This is a genomic window from Formivibrio sp. oc-25, assembly GCF_055810895.1.
Genome location: NZ_JBVVOL010000008.1, coordinates 51,633 through 71,850, shown reverse-complemented (window position 1 = coordinate 71,850; position 20,218 = coordinate 51,633). Strand labels below are relative to the sequence as shown.

The window sequence follows — 20,218 nt, the reverse complement described above, 5'->3', positions numbered from 1 at the left end:
AGGACACCCCAAAGGCGAGCCCGCGCCGGTGCCCCTGCGGGGTTCCCTTCGATGCTCGCAAGCCACGGCGGCTGCGGCGTCGATTGGTAAAGCCAATCAAGTCCCTTTTCGGGAAACTCGGGATACGCCCTTAAACAGTCCTCGCCGAATTCCCGTGCCTTGCTGCGCTTCTCGGCACCGGCCAGGGCAAGGTGTGCTAACAACGGTTGCTGAATCTGAAATGTATAAAAAAGCCGCTTGCCAAGTGTGGCAAGCGGCTTTTCGATCAGGCTTGGCTGCCAGTCTAATTTACAGCCCAAACGTTTCCTTCAGCTCCTGCATATCCTTGTCGCTGACGCCTTCCGGCTCGAAGCCGCTGGCCAGACACATCAGATGCAGTTTGGCGCCCTTGTTGGCCACGTCGACAAAGTCAAAGGCCACCAGAGCATCCGGACCGGTCGCGACCGCGCCGTGCTTTTCCCAGATCGCCACGTCATGCTTGCGCAGTTTTTCGGTGGTGCCATCGGCCATCACCTTGCTGCCCGGCATGCAGTAAGCCACCATGCCGATACCTCGCGGTACGAAAGCGCGTACTTCCGGCAGCATCTTCCAGCAGGCGTTGGTGTAGGCGACTTCATCGTGCGCGTATTTCGGATGATGCGACAGCGCAATCAGTTCCAGCGGATGGGTATGCACCACGCAGCGGTCTTTCGAACCGGAGCGGTACTTGTCCATCACGATTTCCACGTGCGAGATGAATTCGCTGGTCGGGCGGTAATCAGCCTTGCCGCGACCGCCCCACAGGATGTGGTAGCCCTTGGCGGCATCGTCGATGCGCAGCACGCAGCCGGCCAGTTCCGGATCACGCAGTTCGCGGATCCGCTCGCCGGTGCCCTTCACGTAGAAGATATGGCCGGCGCTGTCGATGGGGAAAGCTGCTTCACCGCCGACCATGCTCAGTTCGCAATGCGGGAAGCCTGCCATCGAGGCTGGTGCTTCGCCAAAGATATCGGTCACATCGACCGAGATATTGCCGCCGTTGCGTTCGGCCCATTCGCGCTGCCACAGGTATTCGGCCACTTCGACCACTTTTTCGATTTCTGCCATCACGGCATCGTTCAGTTTGATTTCTTGCATGATTGTTCTCGTATTCAGTAATGGGATTGCAGACGGGATCAGGCCAGATAAAACACCGGCTTGAGCTCCTGGCTGATCGGGCTGTTGTCCGGGTTCGACGGCATGATGTCCTTCATGTATTGCCACCAGCGCTGGCAGACCTCGGTCTTGGCCACGGCATTCCAGCGGGCTTCGTCTTCGATCTCGACATAGGCAAACAGCTGGCTGGTCTGTTCGCACAGAAAGATGTTGTAGTTGCTGGCACCGTGCTGCGTGAGCGTTGCGGCCAGTTCCGGCCAGATTTCATCGTGACGGCGCTGGTATTCAGCGTGCTGATCCGGATTGACCGACATCAGGAATGCCTTGCGTATCATGGTGGTTTGTCCCGTCAAAAATGCTGGGTTTATCAGTGGCAAACCGTGCCGGCAACACAGACGTCACGGGCACGGTTGGCTAGGGGTGTAGGTCGGGTTTTAACCCGACACCCATGCATCATGGATATCGGAATGAATTCCGACCTACGACAAGCCTGATGGTTAAGCGCGTGCCGCGAGCACATCCTTCTCATATGCCTTCACGGCATCCAGCCATTCGCTGCCGACGGCGACGTTCTGCTGGGCGCAGTAGTAATCCCATACCGCAGCCCACGGCAGGCTCTTGGTTTCTTCCATCAGGGCCAGACGGCTGGTGTAGTCGCCGGCTGCTTCGGCGCCGCGCAGCGTGGCGGCCGGTTCCAGCAAGGCACGCAGCAGAGCCTTCTTCATGTTGCGCGTACCGATCACCCAGGCAGCGATACGGTTGATCGAGGCATCGAAGAAATCGAGTCCGATATGCACGCGGCTGAGCAGATTGTTGCGGATGATTTCGTTGGCAATGGCCTGGGTTTCATCATCCAGCAGCACCACGTGGTCGCTGTCCCAGCGTACCGGACGGCTGACGTGCAGCAGCAGATCTTTCACGTACAGCGAGGCTGCGCTGATCTTGTCCGAGATCACTTCAGTCGGGTGGAAGTGGCCGGCATCGAGGCACAGCGCGACGTTGCGCGTGGCGGCATAGCCCATGAAGAATTCGTTGGAGCCGACGGTATACGATTCGGCACCGATACCGAACAGCTTGCTTTCCACGGCGTCGATATGGTGTTCCAGCGGCAGTTTTTCCGAGATCACTTCATCCAGTGCCGCAGCCAGGCGCTGACGCGGTGCCAGACGGTCGGCCGGAACATCCTTCATGCCATCCGGTACCCAGATGTTCATGACCGAAGCCGTGCCGAGCTCCTTGCCGAAATAGGCGGAAATGCGGCGGCTGGCCTTGCAGTGGTCGATCCAGAACTGGCGAACCTTGGCATCCGGGTGCGACAGCGTCATGCCATCGGCGGACAGCGGGTGCGAGAAGCAGCTCGGGTTGAAATCCAGGCCGATCTGCATCTTCTTGGCCCACTCTACCCAGTTGGCAAAGTGTTCCGGCTTGATCTGGTCACGCGGCACGGCCGTTTCGGCTTCGAGGTAGATGGCGTGCAGGTTCAGACGCTTGGCACCCGGGATCATGCCCATGGCGGTTTCCAGGTCCTGGCGCAGTTCTGCGGCGTTGCGGGCCTTGCCCGGATAATTGCCGGTGGCCTGGATGCCACCGGTCAGTGCGCCGGCGTTGACTTCAAAGCCGGTGACATCGTCACCTTGCCAGCAGTGCATCGAAACCGGGATGCTGTCCAACGTGGCGAGCGCGGCGCTGACATCCACGCCCAGCGCGGCGTAGCGTTGTTCGGCCACGGTGAATGCGGCCTGGATCATGTCCTTGTTGTTCATACGTGCTCTTCTTCAGGTTGGTTACAAGAAACAGCATTGCCTTGGCAAAGCTGCTGAAAACGTTGCCAGTGTTGCGCCAGTTCCGGCATGGCTTGTGGCTGGTAGCCCCCGGTGCAGAAGGACTGGCGCATGAGTTCGCGCGCCTCGGCCAGGTCGCCGAGCAGGCCCAGGCCCTTGAGCTGGTAGCAGACATTGCCCAGCGCGGAGGCCTCGATCGGGCCGGTTGCCACCGGTACCTGGCAGTAATCGGCGGTCAACTGGTTCAGGAAGGTATTGTTGGAGCCGCCGCCGACGATCTGGATCAGCCGGATATCGATGCCGCAGATCTGCTGCAATTCCTGCATGGTCCGGCGGTAGAGCAGTGCCAGGCTTTCGAATACGCAGCGCGCCAGCTCGCCCGGCTGCTGCGGTACTGCTTGATCCGTTTCGCGGCAGAAGGTCTGGATCGCTTCGATCATTGAAGGCGGATTGAGGAAGCGGTCATCGTTCGGGTTGATCAGGCTGCGTGCCGGGGTGACATCGCGTGCGGCTTCAACCAGCTCGGCAAACGACAGCGTACCGAGTTCGCGGCGTACGCCCTGGATCAGCCACAGGCCCATGATGTTCTTGAGGATGCGGAAGGTGCCTTCCACGCCGCCTTCGTTGGTCAGGTTGCAGGCCAGCGCATCCGGTCCGTTGACCGGCGTGCGGCTTTCCAGCCCCATCAGCGACCAGGTGCCCGAACTGATGTAGGCTGTATGGGCATCGGCCAGCGGGGCTGCAGCCACTGCGGCGCCGGTGTCGTGCGTCGGCGGCACAATGACCTTGATCTGGCGCCCTTGCGGGCTGGTCCAGTAGCCCAATACCGTACCCGGCTGTACCGGCGGCAGGAACCAGGATGCCGGAATATCGATGCTTTGCAGCAGCTTTTCGTCCCACAGCCCGGTTTCGACATTGAGCAGCTGGGTGGTGGTGGCATTGGTGTATTCGCACGACAGCGCGCCGCACAGGCGGTAGTGCAGGTAATCCGGAATCAGCAGAAGCTTGTCGACCTGGCCGAACCAGTCCGGGTTGGCATCGCGCAGGGCCTGCAGTTGATACAGGGTGTTGAACTGCATGAACTGGATGCCGGTGCGGGCATAGATTTCCTCGCGCGAAACCTTGGCCTCAACTTTTGCCATCATGCCGTCGGTACGGGCATCGCGATAGGCTACCGGCAGCCCGAGCGCCTGGCCGGCACGGTCGAGCAGTACGAAGTCCACGCCCCAGGTATCGATGCCGATCGAATCCAGTGCAATGCCGTCGGCTTCGATGCGGGCCAGCCCGGCGCAGATTTCGCGGTAGATGTGTTCTAGGTCCCAGCAATCGTGACCATCGATGCGATGCAGGCGATTTTCGAAACGATGGATCTCATCGAGCTGCAACTGGCGATTGGCCGCATCGTAGCCGGCCAGCATCACGCGGCCACTGGAGGCTCCGATATCGACTGCAGCAACAAAACGGGTCATGTCTTCAAATCTCATAAGCAATGGATGCCAGTCTAGGCAGTCAAGCATTTTCACACCTTCATGCCAGCGCCAGTGACCCGCCTTCACTGGCGCTCGAACAAAGAAGCGCGGATTTAGCAAGAAAAAACCCGCCAGACGGCGGGTCAGATTCAGGAGGAGAAGTTCTTGGTTTTATTCGGTTGTGACCGGTGCAGCACCCGCCATGATGCGGCCCATTTCCGGCGCAGTCAGTGAAGCGGAACCGACCAGCACGCCATCCACACCGGGGACAGTGAGAATGTCGGCGGCGTTGTTGCCTTTAACGCTGCCGCCATAGAGCAGGCGCGCGGTTTTTCCCGCGGGCAGGATCTGGCGCAATTTGCCGGCCAGATAGGCATGCGCTTCCTCGATCTGAGTGATGGTTGCGACCAGGCCCGTGCCAATGGCCCAGACCGGCTCGTACGCTACCCACACCGTATCGGGCAACAGATCGCGGGTACGCTCGATCAATGCCAGTTGCCGGCCCAGTTCGGCCAGATAATCCCCACCCTGGCGAATTTCCAGCACTTCACCGATGCAGATGATCGGCGACAATCCAGCGCGCGTGGCATTTTCGATCTTGCGCGCCAGGATGTCGTCATCCTCGCCAAAATACTGGCGCCGCTCGGAGTGCCCGATCAATACGTGCGTGCAGCCGATATCGCGCAGCATGTCGGCGCTGATCTCGCCGGTATAGGCACCGGTTCCACCGTACTGGCTGACATCTTGCGCCACCACGGCGACGGCTGCGCTGCCGACTTGCGCTTGCAGTCGTGCTAGGTAAGGAACGGGCACCGCCACGCCGACATCGCAAGCCGCGCTGGCCTGCAATGTCAGCAGGGCCTGGGCATAGTCGCGCACGCTCTGGGAAAATCCGTGCATCTTCCAGTTGCCGACGACAAATTTCTTCATCGTTGGCCTCACAGTGCCGCGCGGTAGAGTTCGGCGATTTCCGCATCGCTGGCTCGGCGCGGCGCACAGCCGGTGCACGGGTCATTCTGAGCCGGTGTGATCCAGCCCGGGATATCGGCTTCCGTGATGCCGAATTCGCCCAACCCTCGCGGAATACCCACGGTGGCGGAGAGCTTGCGGATGCTTTCAATCGCGAGCTTGGAGGCTTCTTCGTTGCTCAGGCCGCTGATGTCGTTGCCCATGGCTTCGGCGATTTCTGCAAAGCGCTTGACCTGTACCGGGCGGCTGAATTCGCACACCACCGGCAGGATGATGGCATTGCAGACACCGTGCGGCAGGTTGTGGGTGGCGCCTGGCTGATGCGCGAGCGAGTGCACATAACCCAGACCGGCGCTGTTGAAGGCCATACCTGCGAGGAATTGCGCCTGCGCCATCATTTCGCGTGCGACCAGATTGGTGCCATCGGCCACGGCCTTGGGCAGCCATTCGGCGATCAGGCGGATCGAAGCCAGCGCGGTCGGATCGGTGAGCGGATGGGCACCGATCGAGACATACGCTTCCACGGCATGGGTCAGCGCATCCATGCCGGTTGCAGCAGTGACGGCGGGTGGCAGGCCCAGCATCAGCTCAGGATCATTCACGGCAATTTCCGGAATGATGGCGCTGTCGATCAACACCATTTTCACCTGGCGGCTGGTGTCGATGATCACGGCATTGCTGGTGACTTCGGCGGCGGTGCCGGAGGTGGTGCTGACCGCCACTAGCATCGGACCGATCTTGCCGATCTTGCCGATGCCTTCGAAGTCATGCACGCGCTTGCCCGGATTGGCGATCACGGCGCGAATTGCCTTGGCGGTATCGATGCTGGAACCGCCACCAAAACCGATCAGCATGTCGCAGCCCGATTGCTGGTAGGCCGCCACGGCCTGGTCGACCACGATATCGGTCGGATTGGGGATGACCTGGTCAAACACTTCCGGTGCAAAACCGGCGTTGTGCAAGGTGGCGATCAATTCCTTGAGCAAGCCAAGCTTGACCAGTGCCGCCTCGGTTACGATCAGCGGCTTGCGGCACGGCTGGCTTTGCAGGTGACTGGCCAGCTCCTTGATACAGCCCGCACCGGACAGACTGATTTTTGGCAAACAAAGCATGAAGCCCATTTGAATTCCCCCATCGATAGTAGTGATAAAACCCAATGGGGGAATGCTAGGCGCGTGCGGCCATGCCAGCCTTGTGTCTGGCGCCAGATTGCCCGGCGCCATGGCATGGCGATCAAGAATGCATTACGGCGGTCGAGCGTTGCTTACGGAACTGCATTGGCGTGACGCCGATTTCCTGATGGAAGCGGCTGGAGAAGTAATTGCTGTCGTTGAAGCCGCAGGCAAAGGCAATGTCGGTGACGGAATCATTGCCCTGAACCAGCATGCGCATGGCATGGCACAGGCGTACCCGGCCCAGATAATTGTTGGGGGAAAGCCCGGTGGCTTCGACCATGCGACGTGCCATGGTACGCAGCGGAATGCTGTAAGTATCGGCCAGTTCGGAAAAATCGATCGGATCGGCCATGTGGTGGTCGATATGGCGGATCAGCGCAGCCAGACGGCTGTCACCATCGGAAATATCCAGTGTGCGACGATGCTCTCGCCATAGCAGCACGATCAGTTGCGAAAACAGTGCTTCCACCATTTGTACCGAGGCTGGATCGGGCTTGAGGCTTTCACTGCGAATGGCCGAAAACAGGCGTTCGCATTCATCGATGGCCTGGGTGCCGACATTGAGGGGCAGGGCATCCAGTTCTGGCGCATTGGGCAGAAAACCCAGCAGCGAGGCCGATTGCAACTGATCGGGCACGAAGACCACGTTGGTCAGGCAAAGACCGTCGGTATGATCGAAGAAATGCGATTGGCCTGAACGCAGGTAAAAAACGGAGCCCTTGCTGACATGGAACGGGTTGCCATTGACGTAATGCAGACCGCTACCGGATTTGGCCATCACCAGCTCATGAAAATCATGGCTGTGCTCGGGGAAATCGGGTTGCGGTACGCGCGGCAAAACGGAGACGGCCTTGTCTCCTTCAAAAAAATCTGTCCGGTGCAGGGTATCCATGGCCTTACCTCATCATGCACAGTAGTTGGGCTTCGGGCATTCTGGCTAGACCACTTGGCAATCCGCAAGTGGCTATTGTGCAATATTCACAGCCCGTAAATGTAGCGGCAGTAGGCTTTTCTGTCCATGTATTGACTGATCTGTGACTACATCAAATTCGGTAAAGTTGCTGTAGTCCAATATTTTCTGACGATCGGTCAGGCCGATTTGCGTCGCATGCGCCAGGTGGTTTCGTCTGATGCGGCAGCATCGAAAGCATAACCTTCCAGGTCGAAATCCTTGAGTTGTTCCGGATCGGTCACGCCATGCAGCGCCGCCCAGCGCACCATCAGCCCTCGTGCACGCTTGGCGTAGAAGCTGACGATCTTGTACTTGCCGCCAGACCAATCCTCGAATACCGGGGTGATGACCGGGCAGGCGAGTTTTTTGGCATTCACGGCCTTGAAGTATTCGTTCGAGGCCAGATTCACGACTACGCCCGGGTTGAGTTGATTGATTGTCTGCGCCAGCGTATCGCCCCAGAAGGCATACAGATCCTTGCCGTGTGCATTGGGTAGGGCCGTGCCCATTTCCAGGCGGTAGGGCAGCATCAGGTCAAGCGGGCGCAACAGCCCATACAGGCCAGACAGGATGCGCAGATGCTGGCCCAGATAGGCAAACTGGACCGGGCTCAGGCTCGCCGCATCAAGTCCTTCGTACACATCCCCCATGAACATCAGCACCGCCTGTTTGGCTTCGGCGGGCGAAAACGCCGGATGCCAGCTCTGGAATCGCTCGAAATTGAGCAGCGCAAGCTTGTCGGATAATCCCATCAGTTCGGCGATCTCCTGCGGTGATTTTTCGCGCAGGATGGCAACCAGCTCGGCTGAGCACTCCAGAAAATCCGGCATGGAATGATCGGCAATGACGGGCGGGGTCGTGGTATCGAGCGTTTTGGCAGGCGAAATCAGCATCAGCATCGTGGGTCTCCTGTATTTTTGTTCCCGCATCATAACGTGGTCGCCGGCATGAAAAAACCGCCAGGCTCGGCGGTTTGGGGTGTTATCAGTGCTTGTGTCCGGCACCGTAGATTGCGTGTGGATCCTTGATGACCGGATCGGTGGTCACCCAGGCACCGTTTTCCAGTTTGCGGAAGAAGCAACTCTGACGACCGGTATGGCAGGCGATGCCGCCTTCCTGGTCGATGACATAGATCAGCACATCGCCATCGCAATCCATGCGGATTTCATGCACCTGCTGGAAATGACCGGATTCTTCGCCCTTGTGCCACAGTTTCTGGCGCGAACGCGTCCAGTAATGTGCCGTGCCCTTTTCGGCAGTCAGTGCCACGGCATCGCGATTGGCGTAGGCAAACATCAGCACGCGGCCGGTTTCCTTGTCCTGAGCGATGACAGGTACCAGGCCGGCGCTATCAAATTTGATTTCATCCAGCCAGCTCATAGCCGTACCTCGATCCCGGCCGCGCGCATCGCTTCCTTGGCCTGGCGCACGGTGTATTCGCCGAAGTGGAAGATGCTCGCCGCCAGCACGGCATCGGCATGGCCTTGCAGTACGCCATCGACCAGATGCTGCAGGTTACCGACACCGCCGGAAGCGATGACCGGGATATCCACGGCATCCGATACCGCGCGGGTCAGCGGCAGGTTGAAACCGATCTTGGTGCCGTCACGATCCATGCTGGTCAGCAGGATTTCGCCCGCGCCATAGGCCTGCATCTTCTTTGCCCACTCGACTGCATCCAGCCCGGTGGCTTTACGCCCGCCATGGGTGAACACTTCCCAACGCAGGGGCTCGCCCGGTGCGCTGACCTGTTTGGCATCGATGGCGACTACGATGGCTTGCGAGCCGAAACGGCTGGAAGCCTCTCGTACCACATCGGGGTTGGTTACCGCGGTGGTGTTGATGCTGACCTTGTCGGCACCCGCGTTCAGCAGTCGGCGCACGTCATCGGCTTTGCGTACACCTCCGCCAACAGTCAGCGGAATGAAGACCTGCGAGGCGACCGCGTCGATCACGTGCAGGATCACATCGCGGTCATCGCTTGAGGCCGTAATATCGAGGAAAGTGACCTCGTCCGCGCCCTGATCGTCATAGCGCTTGGCGATTTCGACCGGATCGCCGGCATCGCGCAGCTCAAGGAAGTTGACGCCCTTGACCACGCGACCGGCGGTAACATCAAGGCAGGGGATGATGCGTTTGGCTAGCGCCATGAGGAAATCCTGGAATTCTATTGAACGGCAAATCCGTCATTCCGGGGCAAGCCCGGAATGACGAAGTATTACTGCGAAAGTTCGTCGGCCAGATCCTGCGCGGCTTCAAAGTCAATGGTGCCTTCATAGATGGCACGACCCGTGATCACGCCTTCGATGCCTTCACTTTCCACGGCACACAGTGCGCGCACGTCATCCAGATTGGTCAGCCCGCCCGAGGCAATCACCGGGATGGTCAGCGCCTGAGCCAGTCTCACGGTGGCTTCGATGTTCACACCGGAGAGCATGCCGTCACGGCCGATATCGGTGTAGATCACCGATTCCACACCGTAACCCTGGAAGCGTTTGGCCAGATCCACTACATCGTGGTCAGTCACCTTGGACCAGCCGTCGGTAGCGACCATGCCATCCTTGGCATCGAGCCCGACGATGATATGGCCGGGGAAGGCATCGCAGGCTTCGTGCAGGAAGCCCGGTTGCTTCACGGCCGCAGTGCCGATGATCACGTAGTCGATGCCGGCATCCAGGTATTGCTCGATGGTATCGAGACTGCGGATGCCGCCACCCAGCTGTACGGGAATCTCGCCATTAACGGCCTTCAAAATGCCTTTGATGGCATCGAGATTTTTCGGCTTGCCGGCAAAGGCGCCGTTCAGGTCGACCAGATGCAGGCGTCGTGCGCCTTTCTCCAGCCAGTGCGCGGCCATGGCGGCTGGTTCTTCGGAAAACACGGTGGCGTCTTCCATCAGGCCCTGGCGCAAACGCACGCAGTGGCCGTCCTTCAGATCAATTGCGGGAATGATAAGCATGATGGTTCAGGCGGTCAGGCGATAGATTGGATAGAAAATGAAAAAGTGAAACAAATCAGAAACAACCGTTCCAGTGTACAAAATTTTCCAGCAGTTTGAGACCGGCATTATGGCTTTTTTCTGGGTGGCACTGAATGGCAAAGATATTGCCTCGCGCCACGGCAGCGGCAAAGCGGTAAGGATAGGCCGATTCGATCACGGCAATATCCTCCTCCGGGGCGAAGTGGTAGCTGTGCACAAAGTAGAAGCGTTCGCGATCGGGAATGCCGGCCCACAACGGGTGCGACTTGACGATAAACATTTCGTTCCAGCCCATGTGCGGCACTTTCAGCTTCTGGCCGTGTTCATCGTGCATCTTGTCCGGCGGGAAGCGGATCACCCGGCCCTTGAAGACGCCCAGCCCCGGCGTATTGCCTTCCTCGCTGAATTCAAACAGCAATTGGGCACCAACGCAGATGCCCAGAAAGGGTTTGCTTTTCGCGGCATCCAGTACGGCCTGTTTCAGGCCGCTGGCTTCCAGTTCGCGCATGCAATCCGGCATGGCGCCTTGCCCCGGAAAAACCACCTTGTCGGCTGCGGCCACCACGGCCGGATCAGAAGTCAGGATGATTTCGGCAGCGCCTGCGGCCACGCGCTCGAGCGCCTTGGTTGCCGAGTGCAGGTTGCCCATGCCATAGTCAACAACAGCAATCTTCATGTCAGCCTACCAGTGTGCCCTTGGTGGACGGCGTGACGCCGGCCATGCGTTCATCGAATTCCACTGCCATGCGCAGGGCACGACCAAATGCCTTGAAGACGGTTTCGGCCTGATGGTGGGCATTGTCGCCGCGCAGATTGTCGATATGCAGGGTGACTGCAGCATGATTGACGAAACCGTGGAAGAATTCGCCGAACAATTGGGTATCGAAATTGCCGATGCTGGCGCGGGTGTAATCGACATTGCAAACCAGGCCCGGGCGACCGGACAGGTCGATCACCACGCGCGACAGCGCTTCATCCAGCGGCACGTAACTGTGGCCGTAACGACGGATGCCCTTCTTGTCGCCCACTGCCTTGGCAAAAGCCTGACCCAGCGTGATGCCGATATCTTCCACCGTATGATGATCGTCAATGTGCAGGTCGCCTTCGGCCACGATTTCGAGATCGATCAGGCCATGACGGGCGATCTGGTCAAGCATGTGTTCGAGAAACGGCACGCCGGTAGAGAATTTCGACTGGCCTGATCCATCCAGATTCACGCTGACGGTGATCCGGGTTTCCAGGGTATTACGGGTAACAGTAGCTTGGCGCATGATTCCAGTTTGCCTTGGGGCGATAACGGAGCTTGCCGCTTTGGGTACAACGCGGCTGAGTCCTTGATTGTCCAACAGAATCGGCGCGGCGTGAAGCAGGGCGCTGCGGGTTATCCCTGATTCTTGCGACTTTTTCCCCTGGCAGGCGCACGCAAGGCCGCTGCCAGCCCTTTTCTTGCCCAGATGAGTAGCTCGGGCGGACTTTCCAGCGCGTAATCCGGCAGCGGGTAGTAAGACATGGTCGAGATGCTGCCATCCTTCATCGGATAGGTGAACGGCTTTAGGCCTTCGGCCTCGAATTCCGTACGGCTGACATCATCCACCTTCACGAACAGCACATCGTCATCGGCGATGGCAAAAAACAGATCGTCGCAATACAGGCCATAGCCCCCGAACATGGCACGCACCCGGATCGCACCCAGCGGCGCCAGTTGTTCGGTTAGCCAATCAAGATATTCAGAGCGACGCGGCATGGGGCTTCCTGATAGTGGTCAATGAGCGAGGACCCGTCATTTTACGCTTTGGGGCGGCACCGGCCGCCCGGGCGGCTGGTCGATGGGCGCCAGATCCGGCTTGGGGGCCGCCGGGTTGGCCTGCAACAGGCCGGCGACCTTGGCCTGATTGATCAATCCCTGGTTATCGATGTGGCGAATGGTGGTATCGGCCAGCTTGAGTTCTCCCTCCAGCCGGGCTTGCTTGAAACGGATGGTATCGAAACAGCCATGCGAGAGATCGGCATCGCGCAGCGTGGTGTTTTCCAGTACCAGTGTGCCGGCATGCATGTAATCCAGGCGCGGCGATTTGAGTGTTAGATTGCGCAGGGTAAGCTGGCGCAGGCGGGTCCATGCGATTGGGTAGTCGCCGGGACGAGGCTGAATACGTACATCCCCGAAGATCTGGAGACCCTTGCCCCCGACATCACAGCTGTCGATTTCCAGAGATCCAAAACGTGCCCACGCACAATTGAGGCCCTCACCGTGGAATTTTACATTGCGGAAAACTGCCTGATCATACTTGGCAACGACTGCACCCAGCTTCAGGCTAAGTGAGCTATCGAATATTTCCAGTCTTTTACTGGAAACCGATATCATTTCTACATCTCCAATTTGAGAATTTCTGATCTGGATATTTGAAAATTCATTGCCATTTCCACTGAAATCTTGTTTGCCTTTCCCTGTGCATTCATCAATTATCAATATTCCTTGCTGACTGCGCGAATTGGCTGATATTTCACCCAAAACGCATGATTTGAATTTAAGTGACTTTGCCGCCCATGCGAAAACATTATTTATGCGGCAGCGAATAAAACTGCTGGACCCATCCTCACAGATAGCCGCACCAAAATGTTGGGTCCGACTACCGTATCCCCCCTGATTCCTGGTCATGCCTTCCAGCATGCAGTCTTCAAACATGATTTCACCATCGGCACTACCAATCTTGAACGGTCCTTCTGCCTCGCAACGAACCAGCCTGACCTGTTGCCACAGATCTCCGGTGAATTCACCGCCCAAAAAACGACACTGCTCAAACGTGACGTTTTCCAGATTGTTGCCATAGCCCTGAAATCCGGCAAAAACACAGCCAATAAAGCGTACATGCTGGATATCCGCATCGCGCAGCAGACGACGGGTGCTGTCAAACACGCGATCACGGATTACCAGTGGCTGATCCTGCGGCAGATGATTGGCTGCGAACCAGGCTGGGCGACTCAAGGGATTACGAATCAGCTCCAGTTCCTCTGGCAAGATTGGCTGCATGGATTTTTCCTTGGTAAACCGGTTGAATAGTGATGTGGCATGAACTGTGGAAATCCATGGGGCACTTAAGAGTGCTAAAAATATGCGGCGTCGATTAGGTATCATGGTTGATGAATTAGCGATTATTGGAGCGATTTCTAACATTGACTGGTTTGACATAACGATCTTCTTGGGTAGCTGCCAGCCATTCCCAATCCGGCTCCTCGCCCTCCCGATCAAATCCGATCAGAATCGGATCAATCATTCCATTGGCTCGTACCCGGAAAATCCAGGAGTCGTCGAGGTTGTATTGGTCGTAGAGCTTGGTGCCATCTTTGCCGGTGACGTTGGTCAAGGCCTGATTGAACTCTATTTTTACAAACGCGGATGGTTGATTCAGGCGGGCAACTAAAATATCCAGTTGCGGGCAAGTACATTGGTAGTACAGTGTTTGGGCATAACACTTTCCTTTATTCAATTTCAGTGGATATTGATTGAAAACCCCATCATTTGTATTCCACACATAAAACGTCACAGCCTTGATAAACGGCACCACATTACGGATATGGTGGACCGTCAATTCCAGGTGACCATGAAAATGCCGCCATTCCATCACCGTTTTTTTCTGGTGAGATTGCAAATAATCCAGTGCCACGCAAAAGCGCGGACGGTAGCGTTTGGATCGGGTTTGCACCACCCTGGCCACGCGTCCGCTGCTGCCGGCAATGCGGTAGCCGGCAGGAGGCATCAGGTTCCAGCCGTACAGTTCACCCTCCAGATTCTGTACCCCCATGCCGCCGCAGTTGGTGCCGACCCAGCAACGTGTGGCTGGATCCGGGATTTGTTTGGCGGGATCTTTGCCCGAGAAACTGAGGTTATGGCCATACACTTTCCCTTTGGTGAGATCCACCTTATAGGCACCGCTGCGGTGTGAATGCCCGCTGTAATGCCCGTGGATCTGGTTCTGATCCAGCATCTGAAACAGGGGCAGGCGCCTCTCGGTAAAGGTGCCGTAGTTTTCTTCATCCGATACTTTGTCCGTATCGCAAGAGGCTGATTGGGTAAATGCCAGCGTGGGGTTGAAGCTGGCACTGGTGAAGTGGGTAAACAGCAGATGCTGGCTAGCCTGGCGTTCGCAGGCATTACGTAACAGTGCCAGTTGTCGTGCGTTGAGTGCTTCGATGGCGCGGGGCAGCAGCCCGCTGGGTTTGTAGCTGCCTTCCAGCATGCGTTCGGCATCCCCCCATTCCAGCCCGCTCAGCAGCTGGTCGTTATAAGGCACGGCAAAATCGGCCAGGGGTGTGAACAGGGTGAAGAACCAGTCGAAATTGTCCGGCATGAAATTCCAGCTTTGCATGATCTGCGCAAAGGTGGGGCCATAGATAAGGCAGGCTTCATAGATGGTCAGGTTGTGATCGGCCGGAATGCCTTCGTTGGCTTTGCTGATGGCAGCCATATCATTTGGGCACCAATCCAGATCGATATTCCCTTTTGATTGATTGGGATCGTAGGATTTCAGCGTGCCTTGGGGCTCATGGTCCTTGGCTGCACCCAGTGCATCCTCTACCGCGAAGGCTCGCCGGGATGGGTTGGCAGCCAGCTTGGATGCATAGCTGTTCACGCGCGGCGAGATGCCAAAGGGCTCGTCATACGCCTCGTGATTGCCTGTCACCATGAACACCGGCAGGTTGTGGGTATAGGCATGGTGTACCAGCGAGTAGCACAGCATGTCGTCCAGGCCGCGTGGATAACATCCGGGTTGATCCAGCTTGTTGGCCAGGTTGTATAGGGGCCACTGATCCTTGGGTGCTGCGCCCTTCACCTGTTCCGGCGCGAGGTTGCGGTTGAAGTCGACCAGATCTCCGGTGAGGAACAGCGCATCGACCTGGTCCGCCCCGCAGCGGAATTGCTCGACCAGATCGAACGTGGCGTGGATGCCGTTGGCCAATTTGGGGCCGATCGGTTCGCTGATGCCTTCCAGGATGGCCGCATCGGCCTGCGCCAGCGCGAATTGCCGGCAGGAAAAGTGCAGGTCGGTCAGGTGGCCAATATCCAGGCGCGGTTTGTTGTTTTTGAAAATGAATGGATGAAACGGTTTGATGCGATGTGCTTCATCCAGCTTCTGACCGGGCCAGCGATCCGGGCGCAAGTCCTGCAGCTCGAAACAGAATGGCTCGGCAAAATGCTGCTGGGTGCGCTGCATCTGGGCAAAAAAATCGTAGACCAGCTTGTCCTGATGCTCCCAATGGCTGACCGGGCTTTTGAGGCTGCCACGATGGCGACGGTAGACACAGGTCACCATCCAGGCCAGGGTATACATGGTGTCGGGCTGGGGCTTCACCGTCAGTGCATCAAATGCCAGCTCGATCTCGAACAGGTGCGGCAGTGGCTGGTTGCGGGTGTCTGCTACCTGAGCCACGCTGGGGAAGGCCGGTTCCAGCGGTATCGAGCATGACCGGCCGGTGCTGATCTGGTTATTGATAAAAAGATTGAGGGCACTGTGGCGGATATTGGCCACAATATGGCCCTGATGGTTGATCAGGCGGTCTTTCCAGCCCAGTTCAGACAATTTGGCGGGTTCATGACCGTGGCGCCCCTTATAGCGGACAGAAATGCCTGCCTGTGCAGCAGCCGGGCTGGTGTAGAGACGTTTACCTTGCAGATCGGCCGAGGTTTTGTGTGCCTGCGCAAACGGATAGATGCGCAGATGGGTGTTGATGAAGTGCCAGGCAAACGGCGCTTCGCAGCCCTGGATGCCAAATTGTTCAACGCATTTGTCTTCCACGATCAGGAATAGCCGAATGCGTTTTTCCTCTGCCGGTGCAACCAGCGGGGTACCCAGTGCCGGATACAGGATCACCGCCTGCAATTCCGCCGTATCGGCACAGCTGGCGCAGGGAAGTGACAGATTCTTGCTGAGCAGGGCTTGGCTGCGGCCAGCTGCGCTCAGACTGGCCTGTTTGTATTTATTCATGATCTGGTCTCACCAGCAGGCTGGTTAACCGAAATCCGAGTTGGCTGGTGTTCGATTTCTTGCCAGACCTTGTCCGGCAATGTCGCCAGGGTAGTCGCCAGCGATTGCTCTTGGTGTACCCCGGCTTCCATAGCCCGGCGCATACCGGGCACGGCATGAAAATCCGGGTGGCAGACATAGGCCAGCGAAACAAACAGTAGTAGGTCCGGATCGGTCTCATAGCCGATTTCGCGGCCGGTATTCAGCAGATCCTGCACGGCGCGGTAGCGCGCATCCTGCGGCAGGCTCAGCAGTTGGCTGTATACGGGATTGGGTGGCTGACCGGCTTGGCTGTATTCCTCGGCAAGCAGGCTGAGAATCTTGTCTGCTTGGGTGTGCCGGTTCATTGCTTCGAGCTGCGTGGTACTGATGCGCAGCGGGGTGGGCGCAAAATCTTCTGCATCGTTGGTGCCATGCCAGGTTTGCCATTGCAGTTGGCGATTCCAGATGCCCCAGGTATGGATGGGCCGCAACAGCTCGGTTTGCTGGGCTGTTGTCAGGGCCGCACAGATCCCGGGAAATACCCGGGCGTCGGTCAGGCGCAATGCGATTTCGCCTTCCTCTTCTTGCGTAGCGGCGTTATGGAGCGTGCCACCCATGAAGGTACGCAAATGGTTGGCCAGGCGCGGCAGGGGCCAGGTGGACCAGATCCAGCAAATGCCGCCAAATTGCTGCGCAGAATTGCACAGCACATACAGTTGTCCGTCATCGATTGGCTGGGGAATCGTCACAAGCCACGGCGACAGTGTTTCCGCCAGATGGGCCTCGGGGGTGTTTTCAAACAGGATGGCCCGGGCAGCTGTATGCTCAAGTTGCTTAGCCAGCCAGCCCAATTTGGGATGCAAGCCGCGTTCGATCAGTACATAGCTGCGCAGGGTGGGGCATTGCTCGGGCAGGCTGGCCAGCAGTTGCCGGACCTGCGTGTGAAGCGTGCGGATGGCCAGCGTTTGCTCGGGCTGTGAGGGAGATCGGATCATGCTTTCATATCCTCGGAATGGCCGCGGCACCCTGTTTGATGGCTTTCTCCAGGCAGGATTGGCACACCGTTGGGTAGGTCGTCAGTTGCGTCTGCATCTGATCCGGCCCGCTCCAGGCATGCGAGGCGGCTTTCAGGGTAAGATTTCCCGGGCAATGAATCTGGATGTTGCCGCCTTTCAGGCGGATGTAACCCCCGCCTGCCGCCAGCAGGATTTCGTCTCCGGCGAAGAGATGGAGACGCTGGTTGGCCTTTATGCGGATATCTTTGGCCGCATCGATTTCGATGCTGTCATTCTGTGCCTGCATCCGGATATGTCCGCGTGCGGCGATCAGTTTCAGGCTGACCCGTTCTTTCACACCCAGCACAAACAGACTGATGTGCTGGCCCACGTTATGCAGCCAGCGCCGGCCGCTGGTCTGGTTGGTATCACGCTGGGCGATCAGATCGAGATTGGTGCCGGCCGTATGCGCCTGGGCTTGTGGGGTGGCGGAAACAATGCCGGCAGGTGCACTCAGTGCAATCAGCCCCTGTTGCCCGGGTTGCTGCCTTGATGAGCTGTTGCCATCCTTGTCGGTATTGCTGCCGGCTTCCCAGCTTTTCAGGGCGTGCTGCAGGTGATGCAAGTGTCCGTTTGGCTTGCGTGGGCCTTGGCTATTGTCAGGCTGGATGGTTTGCTCATCCTGACCGGTTTCCTGCCGGTCGGCGAGTTGGTGCGCCGCAGCATCCGCCAATTGCTGTACCAGGCTGAATGCACCGTCGAGCTGGGATTGTGCTTGCTGCCGCATCAGTTGCTTGCCGCTGGCACCTGTTGCCGCCTCGGCACTCAGCAGCAGGCCGTGTCCGCCACGAATGGCGAGGTGTTGATCGGTACGCAGCTCCGCGCCTTCACCGCGTGGTTGGCCGCTGCCATCCTTGCGTGGATGAATCAGGTAGCCGAGATTGAGCTGGCTGAAACCATGTTCGCTGGAAAGTTTGGCCCGGATTTGCCCGGCTGAATCATCCAGCAGCAATTCGTTGAAACGATAACCCTTGTATTCCTTGCTCTTGATGCCGGATAGCGTTTTGTTGGCGGGCAGATTGCCCGCATCGCTGAATGTCGGTGGGGTATGGGTGCCGTTGTAGACAACGCCAGTCACGATAGGACGATCGATATCTCCTTCAATGAAATCGACCAGTACTTCCTGCCCGATACGCGGGATGAACTGGTGTCCCCACCCTGCACCGGCACTTGGATAGGCGACGCGGATCCAGCATGAGGAGCGATCATCCAGGCCTGCCCCGAATTCGCGGTGTTCCTGTGCGCGTTGCCAGTGAAACTGGATACGGATGCGACCCATGGCATCGGTGAATATCTCTTCATTGGCAGGCCCAACGACGGTGGCGGTTTGTACGCCCAGGGCTGTAGGTTTGGCATGCTCGGTGCGTGCATAGGCGGGAGTAAGGGGGATGCCACGCCGTACCAGGGTGAGTTCGCTTCGAAATGGTTGCTGCCCATGGTCGGAAGGGCCCAAGTCCTGCGTGGTACCGGCCGCAGGCCCCAGCAGATTGGCCAATCCATGCTGCAGCTCACTTGGCAGGTTGTTGCGGGCAGTCAGGGTCTCGCCGACAAGCGTGAATTCGCGCTGATCGGCAGTATCGTAATCGTGGACCGGATGACCATCCAGCAAGAACCACTCTCCCACGGTTACGTCTCTGGCGGTTCCTTGGGCGGTAAAACTGCGGGCTGAGAGATCAATGGCTTGCTGGCGCAAGCTGGCGTAGCGGGCCAGATCACCCGCATCACCGTAATAAAGGGTTTGTGGGTCATAGTCATGCAAGCTTCGCTGAGCCTGTTCCCCGCCCTGGCCCTGATCAATACGACTGTCATCGCTGCTCTGGATGGAGGTGACTTGCTTGTAATCAAAGCTGCACAGATCAATCCGGTTGCTGACAATCTGGCGGCTGCCACGCCACTGCTGCAGGCCGTCGGCTTGCTCGGTACCATCTGCCCGATGAAACCGGATACGTCCAACCAGGCCTTGTGCAATGCTGTAGGGGTCATCGAACAGGATGAGCGTATGCAGTGGCAGATCTCCAGCCGTAAAGGCAAAGCGCCAGGCGATACCCTCTTCACGCAGCAGGCGGGTGATAAATGCCAGATCATTTTCCCGGTATTGCAGGCAATAACTGCGCTGCGGGTATGTTTGGACCAGATGGGATTCATGCTTGAATGCGGTGGCAAGAGCCGGGTTGGCCGCAATGTGCTCATCAAGGATGCGCTGGACGATCTCCGGAACCGTCTGATCCTGAAAGACCCGACTGGTGTGGCGGTGGCCCAGCAGGGCCAGTGCCGGTTCGATGATCAATCGATAGGATGAAAATCCGCCATCCGCACCCAGCGTTTCGGCTGCGGTCACGATGCCGCAAATCATCCGCTCATGGCCTTGTGCCGTCAGTATGCCAATCTGTACCGGCAGGCCCAGCAGATCTTTCAGTTCGAGCAATGCGTTGTCAGTCAGGCAATCTAGCTCGTAGCGGTAAGGGGCTGACAGGCAGTGGTGCCCGCGCAGGGTTTGCGGTAGCAGGCGGGTGGCAGCCTCAATTCCGCTGCCCAGCTGCAGGCGCAGCAGACGATTTTCCTGTGTGAAGGCACTGGCAAAGGCATGGAGTAAACCGGCAGGCATGATGGCGCCTTGTGGCATCAAGAAAGGCGCAATATTACTATTAAAGAAAGAAATTGTTAAACTTTGGAAAGGTTATTTGTCTTGCAGTGGAAGTTT

At 57.9% G+C, this 20,218-nt stretch carries 18 protein-coding genes; all 18 read right to left on the bottom strand.

From position 1 onward, the window contains the following. Window positions 1–288: 288 nt before the first annotated feature. A complete protein-coding gene (gene rhaD, locus AC0KVQ_RS07260) occupies window positions 289–1,116 on the bottom strand; it encodes a rhamnulose-1-phosphate aldolase (protein WP_473420477.1) in 828 nt (275 codons plus the stop codon). A 38-nt stretch (window positions 1,117–1,154) separates the two neighbouring features. Continuing rightward, a complete protein-coding gene (gene rhaM / locus AC0KVQ_RS07255) occupies window positions 1,155–1,469 on the bottom strand; it encodes an L-rhamnose mutarotase (RefSeq protein WP_473420476.1) in 315 nt (104 codons plus the stop codon). A gap of 162 nt (window positions 1,470–1,631) precedes the next feature. After that, window positions 1,632–2,897, bottom strand: coding sequence for an L-rhamnose isomerase (locus tag AC0KVQ_RS07250; RefSeq protein ID WP_473420475.1), 1,266 nt, complete (start codon window positions 2,895–2,897; stop codon window positions 1,632–1,634). Continuing rightward, entirely contained in the window at window positions 2,894–4,384 is a 1,491-nt protein-coding gene (rhaB, locus tag AC0KVQ_RS07245; protein WP_473420474.1) for a rhamnulokinase, read from the bottom strand. Before rhaB ends, AC0KVQ_RS07250 begins: the two co-directional genes overlap by 4 nt. Before the next feature lie 171 nt (window positions 4,385–4,555). Next, complete coding sequence (tpiA, locus tag AC0KVQ_RS07240; protein ID WP_473420473.1) at window positions 4,556–5,314, bottom strand: triose-phosphate isomerase; 759 nt, start codon at window positions 5,312–5,314, stop codon at window positions 4,556–4,558. 8 nt (window positions 5,315–5,322) lie between these two features. Beyond that, on the bottom strand, window positions 5,323–6,474 hold the full coding sequence (locus AC0KVQ_RS07235; RefSeq protein WP_473420472.1) for an iron-containing alcohol dehydrogenase: 1,152 nt from the start codon (window positions 6,472–6,474) through the stop codon (window positions 5,323–5,325). A gap of 112 nt (window positions 6,475–6,586) precedes the next feature. Then, a complete protein-coding gene (locus tag AC0KVQ_RS07230) occupies window positions 6,587–7,420 on the bottom strand; it encodes a helix-turn-helix domain-containing protein (protein ID WP_473420471.1) in 834 nt (277 codons plus the stop codon). Between the two features lie 197 nt (window positions 7,421–7,617). Continuing rightward, window positions 7,618–8,379 carry a peroxide stress protein YaaA gene (gene yaaA / locus AC0KVQ_RS07225; protein WP_473420470.1) on the bottom strand — a complete coding sequence of 254 codons (762 nt, stop codon included), beginning with the start codon at window positions 8,377–8,379 and terminating at the stop codon, window positions 7,618–7,620. Window positions 8,380–8,464: 85 nt separating this feature from the next. Beyond that, complete coding sequence (hisI, locus tag AC0KVQ_RS07220; RefSeq protein ID WP_473420469.1) at window positions 8,465–8,860, bottom strand: phosphoribosyl-AMP cyclohydrolase; 396 nt, start codon at window positions 8,858–8,860, stop codon at window positions 8,465–8,467. Further along, on the bottom strand, window positions 8,857–9,630 hold the full coding sequence (hisF, locus tag AC0KVQ_RS07215) for an imidazole glycerol phosphate synthase subunit HisF (protein ID WP_473420468.1): 774 nt from the start codon (window positions 9,628–9,630) through the stop codon (window positions 8,857–8,859). The genes hisI and hisF overlap by 4 nt, the downstream gene beginning before the upstream one ends. Before the next feature lie 68 nt (window positions 9,631–9,698). After that, the gene (gene hisA / locus AC0KVQ_RS07210) at window positions 9,699–10,439 is read right to left on the bottom strand and encodes a 1-(5-phosphoribosyl)-5-[(5-phosphoribosylamino)methylideneamino]imidazole-4-carboxamide isomerase (RefSeq protein WP_473420467.1); all 741 of its coding nucleotides are present in this window, start codon (window positions 10,437–10,439) and stop codon (window positions 9,699–9,701) included. 55 nt (window positions 10,440–10,494) lie between these two features. Continuing rightward, window positions 10,495–11,136: an imidazole glycerol phosphate synthase subunit HisH gene (gene hisH, locus AC0KVQ_RS07205; protein ID WP_473420466.1), complete on the bottom strand. Its 642-nt coding sequence runs from the start codon at window positions 11,134–11,136 to the stop codon at window positions 10,495–10,497. Window position 11,137: 1 nt separating this feature from the next. Continuing rightward, on the bottom strand, window positions 11,138–11,731 hold the full coding sequence (gene hisB / locus AC0KVQ_RS07200; protein ID WP_473420465.1) for an imidazoleglycerol-phosphate dehydratase HisB: 594 nt from the start codon (window positions 11,729–11,731) through the stop codon (window positions 11,138–11,140). Between the two features lie 110 nt (window positions 11,732–11,841). Next, window positions 11,842–12,204 (bottom strand): TfoX/Sxy family protein, encoded by a 363-nt coding sequence (locus AC0KVQ_RS07195; RefSeq protein WP_473420464.1) that lies wholly within the window; start codon window positions 12,202–12,204, stop codon window positions 11,842–11,844. 36 nt (window positions 12,205–12,240) lie between these two features. After that, window positions 12,241–13,647: a hypothetical protein gene (locus AC0KVQ_RS07190; protein ID WP_473420463.1), complete on the bottom strand. Its 1,407-nt coding sequence runs from the start codon at window positions 13,645–13,647 to the stop codon at window positions 12,241–12,243. Continuing rightward, the gene (locus AC0KVQ_RS07185; protein ID WP_473420462.1) at window positions 13,604–16,441 is read right to left on the bottom strand and encodes a metallophosphoesterase; all 2,838 of its coding nucleotides are present in this window, start codon (window positions 16,439–16,441) and stop codon (window positions 13,604–13,606) included. Before AC0KVQ_RS07185 ends, AC0KVQ_RS07190 begins: the two co-directional genes overlap by 44 nt. Beyond that, window positions 16,438–17,457, bottom strand: a complete 1,020-nt coding sequence (locus AC0KVQ_RS07180; RefSeq protein ID WP_473420461.1) for a DUF4123 domain-containing protein — start codon at window positions 17,455–17,457, stop codon at window positions 16,438–16,440. The genes AC0KVQ_RS07185 and AC0KVQ_RS07180 overlap by 4 nt, the downstream gene beginning before the upstream one ends. Window positions 17,458–17,461: 4 nt before the next feature. Then, window positions 17,462–20,122 (bottom strand): type VI secretion system Vgr family protein, encoded by a 2,661-nt coding sequence (locus tag AC0KVQ_RS07175; RefSeq protein WP_473420460.1) that lies wholly within the window; start codon window positions 20,120–20,122, stop codon window positions 17,462–17,464. Window positions 20,123–20,218 lie beyond the last annotated feature (96 nt).

What these genes read in the sequence shown, in the direction of transcription:
- hisB (WP_473420465.1), bottom strand. Translation starts at nt 11,731, where the DNA reads ATGCGCCAAGCTACTGTTACCCGTAATACCCTGGAAACCCGGATCACC.
- AC0KVQ_RS07180 (WP_473420461.1), bottom strand. Translation starts at nt 17,457, where the DNA reads ATGATCCGATCTCCCTCACAGCCCGAGCAAACGCTGGCCATCCGCACG.
- AC0KVQ_RS07190 (WP_473420463.1), bottom strand. Translation starts at nt 13,647, where the DNA reads ATGTCAAACCAGTCAATGTTAGAAATCGCTCCAATAATCGCTAATTCA.
- hisF (WP_473420468.1), bottom strand. Translation starts at nt 9,630, where the DNA reads ATGGCGCTAGCCAAACGCATCATCCCCTGCCTTGATGTTACCGCCGGT.
- AC0KVQ_RS07175 (WP_473420460.1), bottom strand. Translation starts at nt 20,122, where the DNA reads ATGCCTGCCGGTTTACTCCATGCCTTTGCCAGTGCCTTCACACAGGAA.
- AC0KVQ_RS07185 (WP_473420462.1), bottom strand. Translation starts at nt 16,441, where the DNA reads ATGAATAAATACAAACAGGCCAGTCTGAGCGCAGCTGGCCGCAGCCAA.
- rhaM (WP_473420476.1), bottom strand. Translation starts at nt 1,469, where the DNA reads ATGATACGCAAGGCATTCCTGATGTCGGTCAATCCGGATCAGCACGCT.
- AC0KVQ_RS07235 (WP_473420472.1), bottom strand. Translation starts at nt 6,474, where the DNA reads ATGGGCTTCATGCTTTGTTTGCCAAAAATCAGTCTGTCCGGTGCGGGC.
- AC0KVQ_RS07230 (WP_473420471.1), bottom strand. Translation starts at nt 7,420, where the DNA reads ATGGATACCCTGCACCGGACAGATTTTTTTGAAGGAGACAAGGCCGTC.
- yaaA (WP_473420470.1), bottom strand. Translation starts at nt 8,379, where the DNA reads ATGCTGATGCTGATTTCGCCTGCCAAAACGCTCGATACCACGACCCCG.
- hisA (WP_473420467.1), bottom strand. Translation starts at nt 10,439, where the DNA reads ATGCTTATCATTCCCGCAATTGATCTGAAGGACGGCCACTGCGTGCGT.
- AC0KVQ_RS07195 (WP_473420464.1), bottom strand. Translation starts at nt 12,204, where the DNA reads ATGCCGCGTCGCTCTGAATATCTTGATTGGCTAACCGAACAACTGGCG.
- hisI (WP_473420469.1), bottom strand. Translation starts at nt 8,860, where the DNA reads ATGAGCTGGCTGGATGAAATCAAATTTGATAGCGCCGGCCTGGTACCT.
- rhaB (WP_473420474.1), bottom strand. Translation starts at nt 4,384, where the DNA reads ATGACCCGTTTTGTTGCTGCAGTCGATATCGGAGCCTCCAGTGGCCGC.
- AC0KVQ_RS07250 (WP_473420475.1), bottom strand. Translation starts at nt 2,897, where the DNA reads ATGAACAACAAGGACATGATCCAGGCCGCATTCACCGTGGCCGAACAA.
- tpiA (WP_473420473.1), bottom strand. Translation starts at nt 5,314, where the DNA reads ATGAAGAAATTTGTCGTCGGCAACTGGAAGATGCACGGATTTTCCCAG.
- hisH (WP_473420466.1), bottom strand. Translation starts at nt 11,136, where the DNA reads ATGAAGATTGCTGTTGTTGACTATGGCATGGGCAACCTGCACTCGGCA.
- rhaD (WP_473420477.1), bottom strand. Translation starts at nt 1,116, where the DNA reads ATGCAAGAAATCAAACTGAACGATGCCGTGATGGCAGAAATCGAAAAA.